Source organism: Paraburkholderia sp. HP33-1, from assembly GCF_021390595.1.
In the GTDB taxonomy this organism is placed as follows: domain Bacteria; phylum Pseudomonadota; class Gammaproteobacteria; order Burkholderiales; family Burkholderiaceae; genus Paraburkholderia.
This window is the reverse complement of the sequence record NZ_JAJEJR010000002.1, coordinates 1,376,026-1,398,140: the sequence shown is the minus strand read 5'-3', so window position 1 is coordinate 1,398,140 and position 22,115 is coordinate 1,376,026. Positions and strand designations below refer to the sequence as shown.

Below are 22,115 nucleotides of genomic sequence, written 5' to 3'. Positions count from 1 at the left end.
TTTTCTATTCAATAGATCCAATCGCCATCACAACAGCAAAGAGACATGACCGATTTGAACGTTGACCGCTCCGCTACCAAGAAACCCTTCCGTCGTCTGCTGCTCACCGGTGCCGCGGGCAACCTCGGCAAGCAACTGCGTCCCGCGCTCGCGCAATGGGCCGACGTCGTGCGCGTGTCCGATATCTCGTCGCTCGGCGAAGTCGCCGCGCACGAGGAAGCGCAGGTCGTCAATCTCGCCGATGAAGCGGCGGTGCACGCGCTGCTCGAAGGCGTCGACGCGGTGGTGCATCTCGGCGGCATTTCCGTCGAAGCGCCGTTCGAAGACCTGCTCGAAGCGAACATCCGCGGCGTGTACAACCTGTACTCGGCCGCGCAGAAGCACGGCGTGAAGCGCGTCATCTACGCGAGCTCGAATCACGCGGTCGGATTCCACCCGGTGACGTCAGTTCTCGATACCAACGTGCCGCTGCGCCCGGACGGCATGTACGGCGTGACGAAGTGCTTCGGCGAGTCGCTGTCGCGCTACTACTTCGACCGCTTCGGCCTCGAAACCGTGTGTCTGCGGATCGGCTCGTCGTTCGAGCAGCCGAAGACCGCGCGGATGCTGGTCACTTATTTGAGCTACCGCGATTTCATCGAACTCGTGCGCTGCTCGCTGTTCACGAACCGCGTCGGCCACGCGATCGTTTACGGCGTGTCGAACAACCGCATCTCGTGGGTCGACAACACGAACGCCGCGTTCCTCGGCTACCGTCCGCAGGACAGCTCGGCGCAGTTCGAGCACCTGTTCCCGCCGAGCGCCCCCGACACGCGCTTCGACGACCCGACCCAGTTGTACCAGGGCGGCCCGTTCGTGCTTGCCGGTCCGATGGAGCCGAAGCGGGAGCCCAAATAATGAGCGCGAATCCGCAGGTAGTGCGGTTCGAGGCGGCGGGGCCGCTGCCTGCGGCCACGGGCGAAAGCCCGGTCTGGCGCGCGGCCGAGCAGGCGCTGTACTGGGTCGACATTCCGGCGAAGAAGATCGTGCGTGGCTCGCTCGAGACGGGCAAGCGCACCGAATGGCTGCTGCCGGAACAGGTCGCCTGTATCGCGTTCGATAGGGCCGGCACGGTGCTCGCCGGCTGCGAGACCGGGTTGTTCGCGCTCACGCTCGCGGATGCGTCGAAAGCGGCGAGCGGCGGGCCGCTCACGGCGTCGCTGCGCAAGCTGGCGGCACCAGAATTTCCCCACAGTGGCATGCGTTTCAACGATGGCCGCTGCGATCGGCAAGGACGCTTCTGGGCCGGCACGATGGTCATGGACATGGCCGCGGCGATCCCGGCCGGTGCGCTGTACCGCTTCGACGCGAAGGGCGTGCTGTCCGCGCCGGTCGTCGATTCGCTGATCACGCAGAACGGCCTCGGCTGGTCGCCGGACGGCGCGACGATGTATCTGTCCGACTCGCATCCGCTGCGCCGGCTGATCTGGGCGTTCGACTACGACGTCGAGACCGGCGAGCCGCGCAACCGTCGCGTGTTCGCCGATCTGCACCACTACGCGGGCCGCCCGGACGGCGCGGCAGTGGACGCCGACGGCTGCTACTGGATCTGTGCGAACGACGCCGGTCTGCTGCTGCGCTTCACGCCACAAGGCAAGCTGGACCGGCAGATTCCGGTGCCGGCCATCAAGCCTGCAATGTGCGCGTTCGGCGGCCGTGATCTCGATACGCTGTTCGTCACGTCGATTCGCCCGGCCAACGGCGCGAGCGAGCACGACGGTCATGTGTTCGCGCTGCGGCCTGGCGTGAGCGGGCTGCTTGAGCCCGAATACGCAGGTCAACTGTAATCAGCCTTACAACACGCATGCGCCGGGATGAAATTTTTTTCCCGGCGTTTTTAATTTTTGGGTCTGTTTTCGTAGCCCGGCATTCGTCACTCATCGTACAACATGTAGCGTAGAGACCACGGTCCTCGTGTTTCTTCAGCAAAAAAACAACACCTCCGGAGACCCCGCCGATTCCGTCCCCATCCAATGCCAGACGGCGCGGGGCCTTGGCGGGATGCCACGTCGGTCATAGGTACCGGCGCTTTTCTTGATGCGGGTAAATACCGTCTGTACAAGTTAAAACCCCTTTAATAGACTTCATATGTCGTCGTACAACATATAAGTCCAAACAAATGGCTTTCTGTGTTTGTGTGGCAGCGCGATTGAGGTAAGTAGTCGAGTGGTCGACTGGAGTGCTGGGTTGTCTGTGCCGGGGAAGTCGCACAGCCAGTACGGCGAGCGCCCGCACCTGCAAGGGGGCGAGCGTGAAGCCGGAGACGCATCAAAACCATGTCACATCCGCTATTGCTGGGATGGTCTATTTTTCAAGGAATGTCACGATGAACAAGAAGTTTGCCTATTCCCGTGTTTCGATGATCGTCGCTGCCGCGGCGCTGGCGTTCGGCACGATGTCGGCTGAAGCGCGCGTGTTCCGCGTTGCTGACGTGCACGGCGACACCTTCCCGACCAACATGGCCGTGAAGTACATGGGCGAGGAGATCAGCAAGGCGACCGACGGCAAGGACACCGTGAAGGTGTTCGGCAACAGCGCGCTCGGTTCGGAAAACGACACGATCGACCAGGTCCGTATCGGTGCGCTCGACATGGCGCGTGCCAACGGTGCTGCGTTCAACGAAATCGTGCCGGAATCGATGATCCCGTCGCTGCCGTTCCTGTTCCGCGACATCGACCATTTCCGCAAGGTCATGTACGGGCCGGAAGGCCAGAAGATCCTCGACGCGTTCACCGCGAAGGGCATGGTCGCGCTGACGTTCTACGAGAGCGGCGCGCGCTCGATGTACGCAAAGAAGGCGATCAAGTCGCCGGCTGACATGAAGGGCCTCAAGGTTCGCGTGCAGCCGTCTGACCTGATGGTCGACGAAATCAAGGCGATGGGCGGCACGCCGACCCCGATGCCGTTCTCGGAAGTCTACACGGGCCTGAAGACGGGCCTCGTCGACGGCGCCGAAAACAACCTGCCGTCGTACGACGAGACCAAGCATTTCGAAGTCGCGCAGGTCTACTCGGAAACCCAGCATTCGATGACGCCGGAAGTGCTGGTGTTCTCGAAGAAGGTGTGGGACACGCTGTCGCCGCAAGAGCAGCAGATCATCAAGAAGGCCGCGGCTGACTCGGTGCCGTACTACCAGAAGCTGTGGACCGCGCGTGAAGCCGACGCGGCGAAGGCCGTCACGAAGGGTGGCGCAACGATCGTCACGGCTTCGCAGATCGACCGTGCGGCTTTCGTGAAGGTGATGCAGCCTGTGTGGGCGAAGTACGAAAAGACTCCGCAGATGAAGCAGATCGTCGACGAGATCGAAGCAGTCAAGTAAGTCTCGCGTCCCGGACGCAATCAGCATCAGCAACGTTTATCGCAGCAGCGGCGTGACTGGTCCCGCGAGGAAACTCGCGAGACCGTCCGTCGCGCGATGGCGCGCGCGTGTGTACAGATGGCGTCTCGTCGGGACGGCTGAATTTCAAGCATAAGTCGGTCGTAAGCAAGGACAGGGTCATGAGTTTCCTGAAACGCCCAAATGATTTTCTTTTTCGCGTGCTGCTGGTCGTGGCGTCGTTGAGCCTCGCCGCACTTTGCCTGCTCGTGATTTATAGCGTGGTGATGCGCTACGTGTTTAGCGACGCACCCGATTACGTCGAGCCCATCGCATTGTTGCTGGTGATCCTGATCGCGATGTTCGGCGCCGCGCTCAAGGTTCGCGAGGGCGGTCACATCGGACTCGACTCGCTCGTCAAGACATTGCCGGAGAAGGGCCAGTTGATTGCGAAAGGGATTCAGCACCTCTGCCTGATCGCTTTCGCGGTGGCGGTTTTCATCGGTTGCTTCGAGATGGCGGAAACCACGATGGGCGACCGCATTCCGATCATCGGCGTGCCGGAAGGCGTGCGCTACGTGATCCCGATCATCGCGAGTGTGTGCATCGCGTTGTTCTCGATCGAGCATCTGCTCGAGCTCTTCTCCGGGAAAAAACGGGAAGAGCCAGCGCTCGAACTCTCCGCCACGGAATAAAAGTAGAACCATCATGGAACTTGCCCTTCTTACCGCCAGTTTTCTAGTTTTCCTCTTCCTCGGGGTTCCGGTTTCATTCGCGTTGGGTCTGTCCTGCGTTCTGACGTATCTGTTCGAAGGTCTGCCGACCGCGACCGCGATGCAGTCGATGATCTCGGGCATGAACGGTTTTTCGTTCCTCGCGGTCCCGTTCTTCATCTTCTCCGGCGAGCTGATGCTTCACGGCGGTATCGCTGACCGCATCCTGCGTTTCGCGCAGGCCACGGTCGGCCATTTCCGCGGTGGCCTCGGCATGGCCAACGTGGTTGCCTGTACGCTGTTCGGCGGCGTGTCGGGTTCGCCGACCGCGGATACGTCGGCCATGGGCGGCGTCGTGATCCCGCTGATGAAGCGCGAAGGCTATAGCGCCGCCTACGCGGTCAACGTGACCACGCACTCATCGCTGGCCGGCGCGCTGATGCCGACCTCGACCAACATGATCATCTACGCGTTCGCGGCGCAAGGCGTGAGCGGCGTGCTGAACGGCAAGCAGATGAGCGGTGTGTCGATCGGCGATCTGCTGTTCTCGGGTCTGTTGCCGGTGCTGTGGGTGATGGGCTTCGTGCTGATCGCCGCTTACTGGCAGGCCGTCAAGTTCGGCTATCCGCGCCGTCCCGACGGCTCGACCGGACTACAGCGCTTCCCGGGCTGGATGGCGGTGCTGCGTACGTTCATCGGTGCGGTGCCGGGTCTGATGGTCATCGCGATCATTCTGTTCTGTGTTGCGCGCGGTATTGCCACTGCAACAGAGGCCGCCGCGATTGCCGTGGGTTATTCGCTGGTGCTGACCATCTTCGTGTATCGCTCGTTGTCGATGGCGAAGCTCGGCCATGCGCTCGGCAAGGCGGCGAAAACGACCGGCGTGGTGCTGCTGCTGATCGGCGTGTCGAACATGCTGCGTTTCCAGATGGCCTATCTGGAGATCCCCGACGCGATCGAACGCATGCTCGACGGCGCGACCTCGCTGCCCTGGCTGATGCTGTTGTACATCAACGTCATTCAGGTGTTCCTCGGTACGTTCGTCGACATGGCGGCGCACATCCTGATCACGACCCCGCTGTTCCTGCCGATGGCAATGCACAACGGTGTGGGCCCGGTTCAGTTCGGCATCATGATCCTGCTGAACTGCGCATTGGGTCTCGTGCATCCGCCGATTGGTTCAGTTCAGTTTATTGGGTGCGCAATTGGCAACGTGTCGATAGGGGAAACTACTAAGGTGGCGTGGCCGTATTACCTCGCTATCTTCTCGGCGATCAATGTAGTCACCTATGTCCCGTGGTTCTCGACCTGGTTGCCGAGCATCATCAACGGTCACCCGGTGTTCTGATCCAAATAAGACGTCTTCACCACACTCAGCGGCGCTCGTACAGGCCGTTCATAGAAAGTTTTTAACGAGGAGTAAAAATGAAAAAGGCAGTTATCGCTTCGGCTGTGGGGTTGGTCGCCCTGAGCGCGCATGCTCAAAGCAGCGTGACGTTGTACGGTATCGTTGACGCGGGGTTGGGTTGGCAGAGCAGCTCGACGTCGTTGAGCGCATTGGCTTCGGCGAAGCCGTCGGCGGGTGGTCGCTCGGTGGTCAAGATGATCAACGGCGTCTGGGCAGGTAGCCGTTTCGGCCTGAAGGGCTCGGAAGATCTGGGCGGCGGCACGAAGACGATTTTCACGTTGGAACAGGGCTTTAACAGCGCAACCGGCGCGGAAGGCGTGTCGGGTCTGGCATTCAACCGCCAGGCATGGGTCGGTCTGACGAACGCGAAGTTCGGTACGCTGACGGCTGGCCGCCAGTACACGTCGTACTACACGCTGCTGTCGCCGTACAGCCCGACCACGTGGCTGACCGGTTTCTACGGCGCGCACCCGGGTGATATCGACTCGCTGGATACGCTGTACCGCTCGAACAACTCGCTGGTCTACACGTCGCCGAACTTCTCGGGTCTGACGGTCAGCGGTTCGTACTCGCTGGGCGGCAACCCGGGCAGCTTCGCTGCTGGCCAGGTCTGGAGCGTGGCAGCACAGTACCTGAACGGCCCGGTCGGTATCGCTGCAGGTATCCAGCGCATCGACAATGCAGGGATTTTCACCCCCGCCACCGCCACTGCCGCGGCCAGCACGAACTGGAATTCCGCGATGTCGAACAACGGCGCTCAGCCGGCCGTGTCGGCAATCAACAACGGCTTCCAGACCGCAGCGAAGCAGCAGCGCGTTGCAGTGACGGGCGGCTATGCGTTCAACTCGGCGTGGGACGTTTCGTTCGCATACTCGAACGTTCAATACGCTGCGGGCACGGGTTCGCTGTTCCACGGCACGCAAATCTGGAACACCGGTGGCGCAGTGCTGCACTGGAAGCCGATCTCGGTGCTGGACCTGGCCGCTGGCTATAGCTACACCCGTGCAACGTCGTCGAACGGCATTGAGAACACGGCTAGCTACAACCAGTTCAACCTCTCGCAGTACTACACGCTGTCGAAGCGTACCGGCCTGTACGCGCTGGAAGCGTATCAGCGCGCTGGCGGCCAGACGCTGGCAGGCAACGGCAAGACCATCATCGATGCAACCGCAAGCATCGGTGACGGCCAGAACAGCACGCCGTCGTCGTCGCGCAGCCAGGTTGCTGTCGGCGTCGGTCTGATCACCAAGTTCTAAATAGTTACTGAATACGTGGCGGCGCGTTGTTTTGCCGCCACATCGACGCAGGTTTTTCGCGTCGTCAGTCTCGCAAGCTGCGCACGTCGAGTGCGCAGCTTTTTTTATTGGCGTGCCATTTTGATGTGTCGAAAGCGCTGGTCTCGCTAGTGCTACCCACTGGCATGCCGTGCGGGGCGTTCAGGGTGGTGAGTCGAGCGTGACTCTTCCTGTGTGACGAACTTTCCTGAGCTGTCCACTTCGATTCCCCAGTCGCCGTGCTCGTACCAGTCATCGCCAAGCAACTCGCACGGATGCTGGGCTCGGCTCTGTCCATTGCCGCACCGCATGTCATTGGCCTGACAGTAATGATCGCAGCCCCAACAGAGCCGCTCAGGATGAATCGGGTGCAACGGAAATTTCTTTGCCATGCTGCCTCCCAGTCGTCTTGTCTCACCGGTCGTTAGTTGATTTTCCTCCACTGACTAATGAATGAAGCCAGGACAGAATGACGCGATCTGACTCGCCGAAAGGCTGCGAGCGCCTGGGGTATCAAACCTGAGCGGCACATGATGGCCGACATGTCGGCCGTCTGGAACGTCCCCGACATGATTGTGGCTGCGTGCGCACGGGCTTTCGCGCTACGATAAGAACCCGGCGCGCCTGCTGCGCCGTTTCGCGAGGAGACACCAATGCGTGAATTGCGATGGGCCTCGGAAGAGGGCGATGGCATCGAACACCTGGTATTCGATGCGCGCGATGACGGCTTCGCCGTCGAAAGCGTCGTGGTCGGGCAGCGCTATGGCAAGGCATATGGGCTGCATTACGCGGTGCGCTGCGACGCGCAATGGCGCACGCGCTACGCGCGGCTGAAGATCGTCGGCGGTGGCGAAGTGGAATTGCATGGCGATGGCGACGGCCACTGGCACGACGGGCACGGCCTCACGCTGAGTGCGATCGAGGGCTGCATCGACATCGATATCGCCGCGACACCGTACACCAACACGTTGCCGATCCGCCGCCTGCAACTGGCCCAAGGCGAGCGTCAGCCGATCGAGGTCGCCTATATCTCGACGCCGGATTTGCAGGTCACGCGCGTCGATCAGGCGTACACGTGCATCGAGTTGAATCGCGAGTACCGCTATGAAGGCATTTTTCGCGAATTTACCGCGAATTTGAGCGTGGATAGTGATGGCCTCGTAATCGACTATCCGACATTGTTCACGCGCTTGCCGCGCGCGCATTAGGTTTTGCGTTCGGCGCCGGCGCGCTCTTCGCGCCGGCCCTGGCGCCGTGGTTCGTCTCGTTCACTTGATGCGCGTCGACAAGAAGCCGCCACCAGCGCGCGGGCCTAGTCGCGAGTGCCGCTTGCCGCGCTTGAAACGTCGTCCGGTTGGGTCGATGCACCGCGGCCGAGCGTGCGTTGCATCAGCGTCGTGTCGAGCCAGCGGCCGTGCTTGTAGCCGACAGCCTTGAGCGTGCCGGTCAACTCGAAACCGAGTTGCGTGTGTAACGACAGAGAGCCGCCGCTGCCGCCGTCGGCGATCACCGCGATCATCTGACGCCACGGTCCGGTCTCACAACGTTCGATCAGCGCCTGCAGCAGCACGCGTCCGATGCCGCGTCCGCGATACGCATCGTTCACGTAGATCGAATCTTCGATCGTGTTGCGATAGGCGGCACGCGGGCGATACAGCGTCGCGTAGCAATAGCCCGCAATCTCGCCATCGATCTCCGCGACCATGTACGGCAGTCCGTGGCTGCGCACCGCCGCGAGCCGCGCGCGCAGATCGTCGACTGATGGCGGGGTCTCTTCGAACGACGCGACGCCGGTCAGCACGTGGTGCGCGTAGATCGCCTGGATCGCGGGGAGGTCGGCTTCGGCGGCATCGCGGATAAGTGGGGCGTCGAGCGGAGGATGGGTGAGGCTCATGCGTGGTCCTGTCGTGGCCGGTGCAGTCCGGCCGTAGAGTAGCCTTCACTATGCCTGTCACCGGTGCGGATTTGAAGCGGGTCAAAAATCGGCGCATGAGCGTGAGCCCTAAGTGAGCGCGACACCCCGCCGCGCCCCTCAAAGATCGAACTGATCGAACTCGCTCTGCAACTCGCGATTGCGCGCCACCCGTTCGTCGATAACCGGCCCGCGCCGCTCGACGACCGCTGAGATCAGCAGATTGAACAGGCAAGTCAGTGGCGCGAGCGAATCCCAGAACTGACCGACGTCGGTCTTCACTTGCAGCAGGTCGCCTTCGAATTCGCGCGCCCACGGACAGTAGATATCGGTGACCAGCGCGAACGGCAGACCCCGGCGCGACGCCGCCTGGCAATAGCGTCGCGCGATCGTGGAATAGGCACGAGTGTCGGTGACGATCAGGTACGGTGCACTGAATTCCGAGTTCAGCGAATCGACATAGGAACCCGACATGCCGTCAGAATAGAACACACGCGGGCGGATGTATTCGAGGTAGCTGTAGAACGCGTTGCTGATGCCGCGCGTCGACTGGATGCCGAGGATGTAGACCGCGTCGGCATTCGCGATGCGCTCGGCGACGCGCGCGAAGGCCGGCGAGCGCGCGAGTTCGTACACATGCTGGATCGCGCCAATCTCGAGTTCGAGCGATTGGGTGAGCGCGGCGTCGCGCGGCGAGGAGCCGTCCGCTGCGCTCGGTTGATGAGGCTCGCCGGTCCGCGTGCTGTCGCTCGCGCTACGGCGGAACGCGTCGAGCCGGTCGGTGATCAGCCAGGGGCGCTGTTGCGTGCCGCGCAGTTCGCGCTTCAGATCGTCGAGATTGCGATAGCCGATGCTGCGCAGAAAGCGACCGACCGAGATGCCGCTCGTGCCGGCTTGCTGCGCGATCTGGTCGGCGGTCTCGAGGCCGAGCCGGTCGAGATTCGCGAGCATGTAGCTGGCGACGCGTTTCGAGGTCGGCGTGAGTTCGGCAAAACGGGCTTCGACGGTTTGAGCAAAAGCGGTCGTCATCGTCAGTCGCGGCGCGGGGCCAAGGTTGAGCCAATCGACGAAATGATGACATATCGATCCGCGGCTCGCCCAATTCGATCTCGAAAAGGGCTGCTCGCCGTGCGATGGCCAACCCGCGTCAGACTGCCGGCCGGACCGGCGCCGCGCGTGAAAAGTGCCGTGCGCCGGCCACGCAGGCGACCACGATCACGGTGACGATAATCATCGACGGCGGTACCTGCTCGTGCAGCAGCGCGCCAGCGAGCAACAGCCCGAAGAACGGCTGCAACAACTGCAACTGGCCGACCGCCGCGATACCTCCGAGCACAAGCCCGCGATACCAGAACACGAAGCCGATCAGCATGCTGAACAGCGACACATACGCGAGTCCCCACAGCGCGGCGGCGCCGACACCGTCGAACGACGCGGGCCGCGTCCACCAGGCGAGCGGCAGCATCAGCGGCAGCGACAGCACGAGCGCCCACGAAATCACCTGCCAGCCGCCGAGGTGACGTGACAGCCGCGCGCCTTCCGCATAACCAAGCCCGCATACGACGATCGCGGCGAGCATCAGCGCGTCGCCGAGGGGCGACGCATCGATGCCGTGGCGAAGCGCGAACGCGGCCACGGCGGCGCTGCCGAGCGCCGAAAACAGCCAGAACGCCGGCTGCGGCCGTTCGCCACCGCGCAGCACCCCGAAGATCGCGGTGGCGAGCGGCAGAAGGCCGATGAACACGACCGCATGCGCGGCGCTGACATGACGCAGTGCAAGCGCGGTCAACAAGGGAAAGCCGACCACGACGCCGAGCGCGACTACCACGAGCGGCAGCAGTTCGCGCCGCGCGGGCCGCGTCTCGCGGAACGCCAGCAACAGCAGCAGACCGAGAATGCCCGCGATCGTCGCGCGCGCCACGGTCAGAAACACCGGATCGAGTCCCTGCACGGCAAGCCGCGTGGCCGGCAGCGAGCCGCTGAAAATCAGTACGCCCGCGAGACCGCTGAGCCAGCCGTTGCCTGTTTTGTCCATTGCAAACATCCCTGCGCTGAAAGAGTCTCATGATGCGCGCCGGGGGCAAAAACGGTAAGCTACAGATCAGTACAGTTTGCACAAACTGTACTGAACATGGAGCAGTACAGATGGCGGAAAACGCGAATAACGAGACGGTGTCGGGCACGCGCGTCGGCCTCGTGATGGACAATCTGCGCGAGCGCATCGCGAGCCGCTCGCTGATGCCGGGCGCGCGCGTGCCATCGATCCGGGCGATGACCGACACGCTCGGCGTGTCGAAGTCGACCGTGGTGGAAGCATACGACCGGCTGGTCGCCGAGGGCGTGATCGTCGCGCGGCGCGGCTCCGGTTTCTTCGTGTCGGGCCATGCGCCGCCGCTCGCGCTCGCCGATCTCGGGCCGCGGCTCGATCGCGAGGTCGATCCGCTCTGGCTCACGCGGCAGTCGCTAGAAACCGGCTCGAAAGTGCTGAAACCCGGCTGCGGCTGGATGCCGGATTCGTGGCTGCCGGAAGACGGCGTGCGCCGCGCGTTGCGCGCGGTCGCGCGTGATCCGCAGTCACTGCTGGTCGATTACGCGAGCCCGGCCGGCTTGCCCGCGCTGCGTCAGCAGCTCGCATGGCGGCTCTCGGCGCACGGCGTCGATGCACCGCCCGAGCAGATCGTGCTGACCGACGGCGGCACGAATGCACTCGATCTCGTGTGCCGCTTCCTGCTCGAACCCGGCGACACGGTGCTGATCGACGATCCGTGCTACTTCAACTTTCAGGCGCTGCTGCGCGCGCATCGCGTGCGGATCGCGAGCGTGCCGTACACGCCGCAAGGGCCGGATCTCGCCGCGTTCGAGCGCGTGCTGATCGAGCAGCGTCCGCGGCTCTACGTGACGAACTCGGCGATCCACAATCCGACCGGCGCGACGCTCGCGCCGGCCGTCGCGCACCGGTTGCTGAAGCTCGCCGGCGAGCACGATCTGCTGATCGTCGAGGACGATATCTTCGCCGACTTCGAGGACGAAGCCGCGCCGCGCCTCGCCGCGTTCGACGGTCTCGCGCGCGTGGTGTCGATCGGCAGTTTTTCGAAGACGTTGTCGGCGGCGGTACGCTGCGGCTATATTGCCGCGCGCGCCGAGTGGATCGAACCGCTGATCGATCTGAAGCTCGCGACGTCGTTCGGCAATGGTCAGCTTGCGGCGAGCGTCGTGCATCGGATGCTCGTCGACGGCACGTATCGGCGTCATCTCGAGGCGATGCGCGCGAAGCTCGCCGATGCGATGGGCGAGACCGTCAGGCGTCTCGGCTATGCGGGCCTCGACATCTGGACCCGGCCGCGCGCGGGTCTGTTCGTGTGGGCGCGCTTGCCCGCTGCGCTCGATGCCGCCGACATCGCGCGTCATGCGATGACGGCGGGCGTCGTGTTCGCGCCGGGCAACGTGTTCAGCGCGTCGCAAACGGCGACGGGATTTCTGCGCTTCAACGTGTCGCAATGCAATCGCCCGAAGGTGTACGAGGCATTGCAACGAGCGATGGACACCTGCGCCGTGTCGGCCGACAGCCGCGTTTGATCGATTGTCGGCCTTCCTCGCAACGCTATTTGCACAGCAGAAGCATCCGTTCCTCTTCCGAGCAAGGCATGTGCGGTTTCGGCGCGGGTTGCGCGGCCGCCGCGCTCATTGCCGCGCTGCGGTTCGCGAGGCACGCGCGCAGATGCTTCTCGACTGGACCGTAGTACTTCCAGCCGTGCACGAGCGTCGGCAATTCGAGCTTCACCTGTTTCCATTTCGGATGGCCATGCTCCTGCAGATTGTCGAAGTTCGCGCACAACGAGTCGGCGAAATGATTCAGATTGCTGACGGTGTCGCGCAAGCCGTAATCGTAGGTGACCAGAAACGCTTTGACGGTCAGGCCCGGCACGTCTTCCTTCAGCCAGTCTGGGTAGCTGCTCTGGCGGATCGTCGTCGGAAAGTAAGTCTGCTTCGCGCGGACCGTCTCGGGCGCGTTGGGATCGGCGGGCAGCAGACGCAGCTGTGACAGCAACTCGGGTTTCATGGTGGTGAACAGATTCGCCGGCTGCCCGACCACGATGATCGCAACGTCGATCTTCTTCACGATCAACGAGGCGAGCGCGTCCTCGTTGCTCAGATGCGCGACGTTCTGCTCGGGAATGGGCTGGCCGAACATCAGGCGATAGAGCGTCGTCGCCGACTGCGCCGTACCGCTGCCTAGCAGGCCGACGCTGATGGTCTTGTCCTTGATGTCGGCTAGCGTTTTCAGCGGCGAATCCGCACGCACGACGACGTTAATTTCCTCGTCGTAGAGCGGCATGATGAGTCGCAGCGGCCGGATCGTCGCGCCCGCATCGGAGTTGCCCGAGTTGGCCATGTCGATGAACGCCTGGTACACGTCGGACTGCACGAGCGCGAGCTTCACACCAGGCTCGTAGCGCATGCGCTGCACGTTTTCGGCAGACCCTTTCGACGCCACCACCTCCAGGTCGATGCCGACCGGCTGGGCCACCCATTTCGATAGGTCGTTACCGATCTGGATATAGGTGCCGCGCTCCGGTCCGGTGACGATCTTGTAGTGCGTCGGTTCCGCGCCGGCCAGTGAACATGCGACCAGCACCATCAGCCCCAGCCATCCCGCGAGAAGTCTCTTTAGCATGGTCTTTCTACCTATCGGTCAGGTTGATCCAGCTTCACGCGTGGCGCGTGAAAGCACCAGTGATCCGGCTGCCATGTCAAGCTCAGGCTGCTGCGAGGTTCGGCCCGCCTGCTTCCCCGCAGAGGACGCACGTTACTGTACGAATCAGCACAGGCGGCGGCCATTTGATTCGGTATGCAGATCAATATTCTTTGCGCGACGGCGCACTCGATCGCCGCTGCGGGCATTACTCGAACGTTTGCCTCATGCGATCGCGACAAGCTCGCCGTTCGCTTGCGTGCCGGCGCCCGTGGTCGCTGCATGCGGCGCAGGCAACGGCGCCCAGCCGGTCTCGCGTATCACGCGCTCGAGGATCACTTTCGCGGCGTCGTTACCGCTGTCGATGGCGAGCGCCTCGTTCGCGTGCTCTCGTGCGCACGGCCACGACTGCTGCGCAACGCAAGCCTGCGCGGCCTGTAGCGCAGTATCGCGACGCTGGACGAGTGGGCGCATCTGATCGGCAAGGCTCTGCGCGTTGCTATTGCCCGGTTGAAACGTTTGCGCGGCAGCGAGAGCGGCTTGCGCTTTGGACAGATCGCTCGCGCGCAATGCGGTCTGCGCGACCTGCAAGGCTTGTCCCGCGTCGTGGAATTGCGGCGCGGGCCGCACGGGCGTCGCGGCCACCGTCGGTGTGGCAGGTGGCGCAGCAGGTGTCGCGGGAACCGCGGGCGCGACGGGCACGACGGGCGTGGGCTTCGCCGCCATCTCGGCCACAGCAGGTGGCGCGGGCTTGACCGCGGTCGATGCATGTGCGGTCTGCGCTGGAGCCACCACTGGCGCAGACGCAAGCGGCGCGATCATGCCAGTCGTCGTTCTGGCATCCTGAGTAATTTGCTCCACGCCTTTTTCTTCCGACTCGCCGTCGTTACTGAATAGCGTATAGGCGACATATGCCAGGCCGATCGCGACAACCGCGCCAATCACGTACAAAACGAGCCAGATCGTCTGCGCAGTGTTGCGTGGCGCATACATCGGATCTTCATAAGGAGGGATCGTGGTGTTGGTCGACACGAGCGCCGTGTGACTGATCGGCTCGGTCGGCAAAAGCGGTTCGGACGTCATCGCGGGAGTGCCGATGGCGGGTTTGTCCGCTATGCCGAGTTCGTCGTCGAATCGGGGCAGGGGTTTGTGCGTGGCGCTCGCGCGGCTGCCTGGGATGCCCATGCGCCTGTGCAGATCGTCCTGGTCGAACGGATGCGCCATGCCGCAGTAAGGGCAGGTGTCGACTTGCCGGTACAAGGCGCCACCGCAGCGTTTGCAGGGCGTTGGAAAGCTTTCGCCGGTTGTTGTCTGGGTGGACATGCTGTGGACCCACCTTTGGAAAACGATGCCATGAAGGCATGCTCCGGATCGCGTTGAGGCGGGGGTCAGGTCCGCGGAATCACGATCCACATGCGCCGGAGTGTCGCCACGACTTAGGCAGCGCCTACGTTTATGCTGTTTGCAATATGTGGCGTTTCACCGGTGACGTCAACGCGGTTGGCCCCTGGATTGTGTGCGCTACCGCTCATTCCGAGGTATGAAGAAATCTTGACCATGCGCTCAAAACGAGGCCGGCGCGTTTTGCGTGCGGCCTCGTCATCGAACTGTCATGAGGCGATTGCCGGAAAGTGTGTGCATCAGCGCCTGGATCAGGCGCCGCTGAACGATCAGTGCTTGCGCAACGGATGATCCTTTAGCAGCCATGCGAGTACGAAGGCGAGCACCACGACACATGCGGCCGACAGGTAGACGGTGTGCAGCGCGCCCGCGAACGCATGCAGATAGTCGTTGCGCAATGCTTCGGGCAGCTGATGAATCGCGGCTGGACCCAACGCGTGCGGAAGTTCGGTGTCGGGCGGGATCAGCTTTTCGAGGCGTCCGGCAAGGCTGTTCGAGAACACGGCGCCGAAGCCGGCCACGCCGATCGAGCCGCCGATCGAGCGAAACAGCGTCACGCCCGAGGTCGCCACACCCATATGCTTGAACTCGACGGTGTTCTGGACTGCGAGCACCAGCACCTGCATCACCATGCCGAGGCCGCAGCCGAGTAGACCCAGGTAGAGATACATCACATGAATCGGCGTGTCGATCTGCAGGCGTGCGAGCAGCAGCATCGCAACGGAGACGAGGAACGTGCCGATGATCGGGAATCTCCGGTACTTGCCGATCTTGCTGATGACGCGGCCCGTCACAATCGACAGGATGAACACGCCGCCCATCATCGGCAGCATCTGCATGCCGGCTACCGACGGCGTGGAGCCCTTCACGACCTGTAAATAGAGCGGAATGAACGTCACCGAGCCGAACAGCGAGACGCCAATGATGAAGCTCACGAGACTGCTGATCAGAAACGTGCGCTGTTTGAACAGTCCGAGCGGCATGATCGGTTCGACCGCGCTGCGTTCCTCGTGAATGAAGCCCCAGATCGAGACTAGCCCGATGCCGAGCGTGAACCACAGTTGCGGCGAAGTCCACGGCAGAATCGTGCCGCCCTGGCTCGTGAACAGGATGATGCAGGTCAGCGCGCCGGCGAGAAACGCGGCGCCCATGTAGTCGATGGTGTGCTTCACGTGACGTGCGTGCGGCTTGAACACGGCGCCGATCACGACGAGCGACACGATGCCGAGCGGCAGGTTGATGTAGAAAATCCAGCGCCACGTCAGATGTTCGACCAGAAAGCCGCCGAGCAGCGGACCGATGACCGTGGCAAGACCGAAGATCCCGCCGAACACGCCCTGATAGCGGCCACGCTCGGCGGGCGGAATCACGTCTGCGATTGCCGCCATCGTCACGACGAGCAGGCCGCCGCCACCGAGGCCTTGCACCGCGCGCAGCACGATCAGCTGACTCATGTTCTGCGCGATGCCGCATAGCGCCGAGCCGACGAGAAAGATGACGATGGCCGTCTGTAGCACGATCTTGCGGCCGAAGAGGTCGCCGAACTTGCCGTACAGCGGCACGACGATCGTCGAGCTGAGCAGGTAGGCGGTCACGACCCACGACAGGTTGTTGAGCCCGCCGAGGTCGCCGACGATGGTCGGCAGCGCGGTCGAGACGATCGTCTGGTCGAGCGCGGCGAGCAGCATAACCAGCAGCAGCGCCGGAAACAGCAGCCGGATCGGCGGGTGCTCGACGGCGGGCGAGGCCGAGTGCGGATCCTGCGGCGCGGAGTCGACGGACGGAGTCGTGACGGGTTGTTCCATGGCGGCAACGCATTGAAATTAATTAACCAAGCGATTAATATATGCGACATCACCTCTAACGTCAAATTCAATGCAATGGCAAGGATTTCGTCTGACACCGCCGCGGCGGACAATGTCGTGACAGTTGCGGGGCCCGCCGCTCCGATTGCCGCAAAAGAGCGCGGCCCGTCGAAGCCCAGGCCCAAGGCAGCACGGGCGGATACGCAAATCGCGAACGTCGCGGGCACCGCGCCCGCTGTGTCGGCCGCCCGCCGGCCCGGCCGGCCAACGGGCGCCGCGCGGGGCCCCGAGCAGCGCGCACGTTTGCTTGACACCGCGCTCACGCTGTTTGCGAGGCAGGGCATCGTCGAGACATCGCTAGGTGAGATTGCCCGCGAGGCCGGCTGCACGCCCGCCATGGTGCACTACTACTTCAGGACTCGTGATCAGCTGCTCGACGTGCTGATCGACGAGTGTTTCGCACCGTTACGCGCGAGCCTTGGCCTGCCTTTTCAGGAGAATCCGGACGATCCGGTCGCGGCAATCACGCAGCTCACCGAGCGCCTCGTGCAGATCGCGAGCGATAACCCGTGGTTCGCGTCACTGTGGGTACGCGAAGTGATCAGCGACGGCGGGCTATTGCGCCAGCGCATTCATGAGCGTTCTGGTTTCGCGCACCAGAAGGCATCGTTGTTGGCGATTGCGCGCTGGCAGAAGGAGGGGCGCCTGAATGCATCGATCGAGCCAGCGCTCGTGTTCGTCACGCTGCTCGGCATGACGATTCTGCCGCTCGCCACTTCGAAGCTGTGGCGCAATGATCCTTTGCGCCGCAATATCGGCGGCGCGGAGATCGCACGGCACGCGGTGGCGCTGCTGGTGCAGGGGATTGGACCCGGCAAGGGCGATTGAACCGGCGGCCGGTGTGGCGCGCCGGCCGTCTTGTCTTTTGGCGAAGCCCTAGATTTTGCGGGTTTTCTTCCACTCGTCGAACGCCGCCTTCGTCGCTTCGTTCGGCGGATAGGTGCCGGGGAGCACCGCGCCAGCGCCAATTCTTTCGGTCAGGAACGCTTCGAGTTGTTCCTGCTCGGCCGCGGCTTGCGCGACCTCGTCGGCCATCTTCCGCGGAATCACGACGACCCCATCCACATCTCCGACGATCACGTCGCCTGGAAACACAGCAACGCCACCACAGCCGATCGGCACGTTGATATCGACTGCGTGATGGCGGATCAGATTGGGCGGCGCGCTGGCGCCTGCGCAGAACACCGGCATGTCGAGCGCGGCGATCGTCGCGCTGTCGCGCACCGGGCCGTCGGACACCATGCCGGCAACGCCGCGCACCTGTAAGCGCAGCGACAGAATCGAACCGAACGACGCGCTGCCGCGCTCACCGCGGCAGTCCTGCACGAGCACATGGCCCGGCGGAATAGTCTCGACGCATTTGCGCTGCGCGTACTCGGGGTCCGCGAACAGCTCGAGCACGTCGATGTCTTCGCGCGACGGGATGTTGCGTAGCGTGAACGCCGGCCCGACCAGATTCGCGCCGCGCTGCGGACCCAACGGCGCGACGCCCTGCATGAACGTGTTGCGCAAGCCGCGCTTGAATAGCTGGGTGGTCAGCGTGGCGGTACTGACGTGACGGAGGATATCGAGCGTCGCGGCGGAAAGTGCGGGCGATGTAGCAGACATGGTGTCGGGTTGCCTCGGGTTGGAATGCGGGGACATCGATAAGGGCATGCGCGCCCGCGATGATAGCGCCGCTGCGCCACACGTTAGCAGTCCGGCGCCAAAGCATCGCGGCATCATTTGCAACCGCCGCGGCACCTCTGTTCGCGCAATACGAACCGCCGCAATGAGGCACGCGACATGCTCTCAGTGACATTGGATGCGAAGGACAGAATCGATACCGGGCGGAGAAAGGGCGTGCGAACGAGGTTCGCGCGAACCGCGCCGGAACATCGGGTGCCGGCAATCGGCGAGCCGCGGAAAACTGCGGACAGTCAGCAGATAAGTCGCGGTAAGCATCGAGGGCGGTTTTTTCATCGGCGTGCAATTTTGACGCGTTACCGTGCGCACGCGTTGTACTCGGGAAGGTGCCGAGCGATGCTTTACAATCGCGGACCTGTCTGCAACTCGGCGTGCGAAATCGAGTCGGAATCATGGACAGCAACACCCTGGCCGCGCAAATCGGCGGCGATCAGCAAAGTGAAACAATGGCCGTCTCCGATGGCCTAACCGGTTTTCCAGAGCAACAAGATACGATGAACGCAGCAATGAGGCTCGATCAAGCTACGATCGTGCTGGTGGAGGACGACCCGGACAGCCGGGAATCGTTGACTTTGCTACTCGAGGCGGAAGGCGCGAAGGTTTGCGCGGTCGCCGATGCGGAAGAGGGCGTCGAAGCGGTGACGCGCTTGCTTCCCGACGCGGTCGTCTGCGACCTCGACTTGCCGGCCATGGATGGCTTCTATCTGATCCAGCGGCTGCGCGACCACGAGATTTGCGGCGGTCATTCGCCCGCGGTGGCGGTGGCCCTCACCGGCCATACTGACGACGCTTACCGCCTGCGCAGCATCGGCGAAGGCTTCCAGCATTTCATGACCAAACCCGCGTTGCCCGAAGCGCTCGTGACGCTGCTGCACGACGCGATCGACGCCCGCGCGGCGGGGTGATCGACGCTTCGCAGCGCTTGTCGTGAAACTGGGTGTCGGAGGGGCGGGCCGGCGCGCAGCGGGGAGTCGCTGCCTCTGGAAGCCACGCACGGCCATTGATGCTTCGCGGCAGGCGCGCCGCTATTTCGCCACGGCCACCGTCGCGGCCTCGCTGGCCGCTTTGGCCGCCTGACAGGCCGAACACAGTCCCTTCAATTCGATTTCGTCGCTTGCGAGCCGATAGCCCGCGTCCTCGATCTGCGCGACGAGGGCCTGGCGCAGCTTCGGTTGATGCAGTTCGGTGACGCTGCCGCATTCCTGACATACGACGAGAATGCCGTGCTGGCATTGCGTCAGATCATGGCAGACAGTGAACGCATTGATCGACTCGATCCGATGCACGAGCCCCGCCGACAGTAAAAAATCCAACGCGCGATAGACGGTCGGCGGCGCGGAGCCCGGGTGGATCTGGCGCATTTCGTCGAGCAGCGAATAGGCCTTGGTCGCGCGTCCCGAGTTCAGCAGCAGCTCGAGCACCTTGCGCCGGATCGGCGTGAGCTTTTCGCCGCGTTCGCGGCAGTATTCCTCGGCGAGTGCGAGAGCCGCTTCCTGTGACGAGCCGTGTGCGTGCGACGGCTCTTGCGCGTCGTGATGCGCATGATGATCGTGTGCATCGGCGGCGGGGGCGACACGTGTGGGAGTGACCGGATGACCGGTCGCGGCGGACTTGGCGGTTTTCATGCGTCGATTATAGAGGCATGCGGGGGGCGGCGCCGCGCCGGTCGAAGCGTCGAGAGAAGCGGGATTCCCGGCAATTGGGGAAAAAATAGGGCCTTTACTGTCGAAAAATGCCTATCCTCTGTCAGACTGGTTCTAGCCATGTTTCGACGGGGTATCGATGAGACAACTGCTTCACCCATCCCGGGCAGTAGCCTTAGCCTTCCTGTTTACGATTGCTGCAGGGGCGCTTCTCCTCAGGTTGCCCTTGTCGCAGGCCAAAGGCGAGGCAGCGCCGTGGCTGACCGCTTTATTTACGGCGACCTCCGCAGTCTGCGTGACCGGGCTCGTCGTCGTCGATACGGGCACCTACTGGTCGAACTTTGGTCAGTGGGTCATCCTCGGGCTGTTCCAGATTGGCGGCTTCGGCATGATGACGGCGGCCACATTGCTGGGACTCATGGTCAACCGGTCGTTGCCGTTGCGAGCGAAACTGATCACCCAGGTCGAGACGCACGCTCTGCGTCTAGGGGACATTGGCGGCGTAGCGCGACTGGTATTCGTCGTGACACTCTTCACTGAACTGATCACAGCACTCTGGCTGATGGTCAGGCTTCATCTCGGGTACCACCTCCAATGGGGCGAGGCCGCCTGGAATGGATTGTTCCATGCGGTCTCGGCGTTCAACAACGCAGGTTTTTCAATTCACCCGGACAGTCTGATGCGCTATGCCGCCGACGCATCGATGCTGGTGCCGCTGATGGTCGCGATCGTCGTGGGGGGAATCGGGTTCCCGGTTCTATACGATCTGCGCGAAAAGCTGCGCGGTGCGCGTCGGCTTTCATTGCACAGCAGGCTCACCCTGATTGTCACGGGAGCGCTGTTGCTGGGTGGTTTTCTTACGCTGCTGCTGTTCGAATGGAGCAATCCGAAGACCCTGGGTCCGATGCCGCTCGGAGAGAAGCTCCTTTCGGCAGCTTTCGCCTCGGTATCGGCGCGCACGGCCGGTTTCAACTCGGTTGACATCGGCGCAATGACTCATGACAGCTGGGCCCTGCATTACTTACTGATGTTCGTGGGCGGGGGCAGCGCGGGAACGGCAGGCGGCGTCAAGCTCGGGACCGTCGCCATTCTGGGCTTGCTCGTGATGGCGGAGATCCGCGGGCTGAGCGATATCGAAGCGTTTGGACGCCGGGTCAGTGTGTCCGCGCAGAGGCAAGCGATTACCGTCGTGACGCTGGGTGCCTTCATGATCACGGTCGGCACACTTGTCATTCTGCCGATCACCCATTTGCCTACCGATCAGGTCATCTTCGAGGTTATTTCGGCGTTCGCTACGGTCGGTCTGTCGACAGGTATCACGGGTGACCTTCCCGCGCCGGCGCAGTTCGTGATCATCGCGCTGATGTATATCGGCCGGGTTGGAACTATTACCTTTGCGACGTCGCTCATGCTCGTAGAGAGACGCGCGCAATATAGCTACCCCGAGGAGCATCCAATTGTTGGCTGACCTGTTCAAGACTTCGCTCGCCTTTTCGAAAGGCGACAGTGTCGTCGTCATCGGTTTGGGGCGTTTCGGCTGTGCCGTGGCTCAATCGCTTGTTCGACTGGGTCATGAGGTCATGGGAATCGACCGGGACGCGCAACGGGTGCAGTTATGGGCGGAGCGGTTGACGCACACCGTCCAGGCCGATTCGACCGACGTGAATACCTTGCGCCAGTTGGGCGTTGCCGACTTCCCCCATGCGATCGTAGGCATTGGCAGCGACCTTTCGGCGAGCCTGATGACGGTGATGGCCCTGACTGAAGTTCAGATCAAGGACATCTGGCTGAAGGCGGTGACCCCGGAGCATGGCCAGATTGCCCATCGCATCGGCGCGCATCATGTGGTTTATCCGGAAGCGGAAATGGGTGAACGGATCGCTCACCTGATTACAGGCCGAATCGTGGATTACATCGAATTCGGCGAAGGATTTGCCGTCGCCACGATTCATGCCCCGGTGCCGACCCACAACCGTCCGCTCGCGGATTGCGGTGTTCTGAAGGCGTTTGGCGTCATGGTCGTGGGCGTCAAGCGCGCGGGTGATAATTTCCAGCACGCGCTGCCCGACACTGTCGTTCTACCGGGCGATCTGTTGATCGTTGCGGGCCCTGCCGGCAAGGTTGAAGAGTTTGCGGGTCGCGCGAAAACCTGAAACCGTGTGCGC

The 22,115-nt window shown here is 62.8% G+C and carries 21 protein-coding genes; 12 read left to right on the top strand and 9 right to left on the bottom strand.

Annotated features, from left to right (window positions below; all coding sequences use genetic code 11):
- The first annotated feature begins 45 nt into the window (after positions 1-45).
- From L0U81_RS22320 to L0U81_RS22295, 6 genes are all read left to right on the top strand, one after another.
- Complete coding sequence (locus tag L0U81_RS22320; protein ID WP_233805674.1) at positions 46-897, top strand: NAD-dependent epimerase/dehydratase family protein; 852 nt, start codon at positions 46-48, stop codon at positions 895-897.
- Positions 897-1,826: an SMP-30/gluconolactonase/LRE family protein gene (locus L0U81_RS22315; protein WP_233805673.1), complete on the top strand. Its 930-nt coding sequence runs from the start codon at positions 897-899 to the stop codon at positions 1,824-1,826. The genes L0U81_RS22320 and L0U81_RS22315 overlap by 1 nt, the downstream gene beginning before the upstream one ends.
- 539 nt (positions 1,827-2,365) lie before the next feature.
- Entirely contained in the window at positions 2,366-3,358 is a 993-nt protein-coding gene (locus L0U81_RS22310) for a TRAP transporter substrate-binding protein (protein ID WP_233805672.1), read from the top strand.
- A gap of 179 nt (positions 3,359-3,537) precedes the next feature.
- Entirely contained in the window at positions 3,538-4,050 is a 513-nt protein-coding gene (locus L0U81_RS22305; RefSeq protein ID WP_233805671.1) for a TRAP transporter small permease, read from the top strand.
- A 13-nt stretch (positions 4,051-4,063) separates the two neighbouring features.
- Positions 4,064-5,416, top strand: a complete 1,353-nt coding sequence (locus L0U81_RS22300; protein WP_233805670.1) for a TRAP transporter large permease — start codon at positions 4,064-4,066, stop codon at positions 5,414-5,416.
- Positions 5,417-5,493: 77 nt separating this feature from the next.
- Positions 5,494-6,732, top strand: a complete 1,239-nt coding sequence (locus tag L0U81_RS22295) for a porin (RefSeq protein ID WP_233805669.1) — start codon at positions 5,494-5,496, stop codon at positions 6,730-6,732.
- 152 nt (positions 6,733-6,884) lie between these two features.
- On the opposite strand, the gene L0U81_RS22290 is transcribed toward L0U81_RS22295, so the two are convergent.
- Complete coding sequence (locus L0U81_RS22290) at positions 6,885-7,142, bottom strand: DUF3079 domain-containing protein (protein ID WP_233805668.1); 258 nt, start codon at positions 7,140-7,142, stop codon at positions 6,885-6,887.
- A gap of 261 nt (positions 7,143-7,403) precedes the next feature.
- Here L0U81_RS22290 and L0U81_RS22285 point away from each other — a divergent pair, with 261 nt between their 5' ends.
- Positions 7,404-7,958: a putative glycolipid-binding domain-containing protein gene (locus L0U81_RS22285; RefSeq protein WP_233805667.1), complete on the top strand. Its 555-nt coding sequence runs from the start codon at positions 7,404-7,406 to the stop codon at positions 7,956-7,958.
- Between the two features lie 104 nt (positions 7,959-8,062).
- Here L0U81_RS22285 and L0U81_RS22280 read toward each other — a convergent pair whose 3' ends face one another.
- From L0U81_RS22280 to L0U81_RS22270, 3 genes are all read right to left on the bottom strand, one after another.
- Positions 8,063-8,644 (bottom strand): GNAT family N-acetyltransferase, encoded by a 582-nt coding sequence (locus tag L0U81_RS22280; RefSeq protein ID WP_233805666.1) that lies wholly within the window; start codon positions 8,642-8,644, stop codon positions 8,063-8,065.
- A gap of 138 nt (positions 8,645-8,782) precedes the next feature.
- On the bottom strand, positions 8,783-9,691 hold the full coding sequence (gene sapR / locus L0U81_RS22275) for a sap1 transcriptional regulator SapR (RefSeq protein WP_233805665.1): 909 nt from the start codon (positions 9,689-9,691) through the stop codon (positions 8,783-8,785).
- 118 nt (positions 9,692-9,809) lie between these two features.
- Positions 9,810-10,697 (bottom strand): DMT family transporter, encoded by an 888-nt coding sequence (locus tag L0U81_RS22270; protein WP_233805664.1) that lies wholly within the window; start codon positions 10,695-10,697, stop codon positions 9,810-9,812.
- Positions 10,698-10,807: 110 nt separating this feature from the next.
- On the opposite strand from L0U81_RS22270, the gene L0U81_RS22265 reads away from it, so the two are divergent.
- Positions 10,808-12,238: an aminotransferase-like domain-containing protein gene (locus L0U81_RS22265; RefSeq protein ID WP_233805663.1), complete on the top strand. Its 1,431-nt coding sequence runs from the start codon at positions 10,808-10,810 to the stop codon at positions 12,236-12,238.
- A gap of 25 nt (positions 12,239-12,263) precedes the next feature.
- Here L0U81_RS22265 and L0U81_RS22260 read toward each other — a convergent pair whose 3' ends face one another.
- The 3 genes from L0U81_RS22260 to L0U81_RS22250 all read right to left on the bottom strand — a co-directional run bounded on the left by L0U81_RS22260 (position 12,264) and on the right by L0U81_RS22250 (position 16,561).
- Positions 12,264-13,337 carry a TAXI family TRAP transporter solute-binding subunit gene (locus tag L0U81_RS22260; RefSeq protein WP_233805662.1) on the bottom strand — a complete coding sequence of 358 codons (1,074 nt, stop codon included), beginning with the start codon at positions 13,335-13,337 and terminating at the stop codon, positions 12,264-12,266.
- Positions 13,338-13,580: 243 nt separating this feature from the next.
- Positions 13,581-14,615, bottom strand: a complete 1,035-nt coding sequence (locus L0U81_RS22255; protein ID WP_233805661.1) for a hypothetical protein — start codon at positions 14,613-14,615, stop codon at positions 13,581-13,583.
- Between the two features lie 410 nt (positions 14,616-15,025).
- Complete coding sequence (locus tag L0U81_RS22250; RefSeq protein ID WP_233805660.1) at positions 15,026-16,561, bottom strand: MDR family MFS transporter; 1,536 nt, start codon at positions 16,559-16,561, stop codon at positions 15,026-15,028.
- A 75-nt stretch (positions 16,562-16,636) separates the two neighbouring features.
- Between L0U81_RS22250 and L0U81_RS22245 the strand changes: the two genes are divergently transcribed.
- Positions 16,637-17,449, top strand: coding sequence for a TetR/AcrR family transcriptional regulator (locus L0U81_RS22245; protein WP_267957282.1), 813 nt, complete (start codon positions 16,637-16,639; stop codon positions 17,447-17,449).
- 48 nt (positions 17,450-17,497) lie between these two features.
- Here L0U81_RS22245 and L0U81_RS22240 read toward each other — a convergent pair whose 3' ends face one another.
- Entirely contained in the window at positions 17,498-18,229 is a 732-nt protein-coding gene (locus L0U81_RS22240) for a ribonuclease activity regulator RraA (RefSeq protein WP_233805659.1), read from the bottom strand.
- 470 nt (positions 18,230-18,699) lie between these two features.
- Between L0U81_RS22240 and L0U81_RS22235 the strand changes: the two genes are divergently transcribed.
- A complete protein-coding gene (locus L0U81_RS22235; protein WP_233805658.1) occupies positions 18,700-19,212 on the top strand; it encodes a response regulator in 513 nt (170 codons plus the stop codon).
- Between the two features lie 120 nt (positions 19,213-19,332).
- Here L0U81_RS22235 and L0U81_RS22230 read toward each other — a convergent pair whose 3' ends face one another.
- Positions 19,333-19,932 carry a Fur family transcriptional regulator gene (locus L0U81_RS22230; RefSeq protein WP_233805657.1) on the bottom strand — a complete coding sequence of 200 codons (600 nt, stop codon included), beginning with the start codon at positions 19,930-19,932 and terminating at the stop codon, positions 19,333-19,335.
- A gap of 157 nt (positions 19,933-20,089) precedes the next feature.
- On the opposite strand from L0U81_RS22230, the gene L0U81_RS22225 reads away from it, so the two are divergent.
- Both L0U81_RS22225 and L0U81_RS22220 read left to right on the top strand, forming a co-directional pair.
- Complete coding sequence (locus L0U81_RS22225; RefSeq protein ID WP_233805656.1) at positions 20,090-21,418, top strand: TrkH family potassium uptake protein; 1,329 nt, start codon at positions 20,090-20,092, stop codon at positions 21,416-21,418.
- Positions 21,408-22,103: a potassium channel family protein gene (locus tag L0U81_RS22220; RefSeq protein ID WP_326489850.1), complete on the top strand. Its 696-nt coding sequence runs from the start codon at positions 21,408-21,410 to the stop codon at positions 22,101-22,103. The genes L0U81_RS22225 and L0U81_RS22220 overlap by 11 nt, the downstream gene beginning before the upstream one ends.
- Positions 22,104-22,115: the final 12 nt, after the last annotated feature.

Bases quoted from the DNA above. Each gene is read 5' to 3' on its own strand.
- L0U81_RS22320 (WP_233805674.1), top strand. From the start codon at position 46: ATGACCGATTTGAACGTTGACCGCTCCGCTACCAAGAAACCCTTCCGT.
- L0U81_RS22315 (WP_233805673.1), top strand. From the start codon at position 897: ATGAGCGCGAATCCGCAGGTAGTGCGGTTCGAGGCGGCGGGGCCGCTG.
- L0U81_RS22310 (WP_233805672.1), top strand. From the start codon at position 2,366: ATGAACAAGAAGTTTGCCTATTCCCGTGTTTCGATGATCGTCGCTGCC.
- L0U81_RS22305 (WP_233805671.1), top strand. From the start codon at position 3,538: ATGAGTTTCCTGAAACGCCCAAATGATTTTCTTTTTCGCGTGCTGCTG.
- L0U81_RS22300 (WP_233805670.1), top strand. From the start codon at position 4,064: ATGGAACTTGCCCTTCTTACCGCCAGTTTTCTAGTTTTCCTCTTCCTC.
- L0U81_RS22295 (WP_233805669.1), top strand. From the start codon at position 5,494: ATGAAAAAGGCAGTTATCGCTTCGGCTGTGGGGTTGGTCGCCCTGAGC.
- L0U81_RS22290 (WP_233805668.1), bottom strand. From the start codon at position 7,142: ATGGCAAAGAAATTTCCGTTGCACCCGATTCATCCTGAGCGGCTCTGT.
- L0U81_RS22285 (WP_233805667.1), top strand. From the start codon at position 7,404: ATGCGTGAATTGCGATGGGCCTCGGAAGAGGGCGATGGCATCGAACAC.
- L0U81_RS22280 (WP_233805666.1), bottom strand. From the start codon at position 8,644: ATGAGCCTCACCCATCCTCCGCTCGACGCCCCACTTATCCGCGATGCC.
- sapR (WP_233805665.1), bottom strand. From the start codon at position 9,691: ATGACGACCGCTTTTGCTCAAACCGTCGAAGCCCGTTTTGCCGAACTC.
- L0U81_RS22270 (WP_233805664.1), bottom strand. From the start codon at position 10,697: ATGGACAAAACAGGCAACGGCTGGCTCAGCGGTCTCGCGGGCGTACTG.
- L0U81_RS22265 (WP_233805663.1), top strand. From the start codon at position 10,808: ATGGCGGAAAACGCGAATAACGAGACGGTGTCGGGCACGCGCGTCGGC.
- L0U81_RS22260 (WP_233805662.1), bottom strand. From the start codon at position 13,337: ATGCTAAAGAGACTTCTCGCGGGATGGCTGGGGCTGATGGTGCTGGTC.
- L0U81_RS22250 (WP_233805660.1), bottom strand. From the start codon at position 16,561: ATGGAACAACCCGTCACGACTCCGTCCGTCGACTCCGCGCCGCAGGAT.
- L0U81_RS22245 (WP_267957282.1), top strand. From the start codon at position 16,637: ATGGCAAGGATTTCGTCTGACACCGCCGCGGCGGACAATGTCGTGACA.
- L0U81_RS22240 (WP_233805659.1), bottom strand. From the start codon at position 18,229: ATGTCTGCTACATCGCCCGCACTTTCCGCCGCGACGCTCGATATCCTC.
- L0U81_RS22235 (WP_233805658.1), top strand. From the start codon at position 18,700: ATGGACAGCAACACCCTGGCCGCGCAAATCGGCGGCGATCAGCAAAGT.
- L0U81_RS22230 (WP_233805657.1), bottom strand. From the start codon at position 19,932: ATGAAAACCGCCAAGTCCGCCGCGACCGGTCATCCGGTCACTCCCACA.
- L0U81_RS22225 (WP_233805656.1), top strand. From the start codon at position 20,090: ATGAGACAACTGCTTCACCCATCCCGGGCAGTAGCCTTAGCCTTCCTG.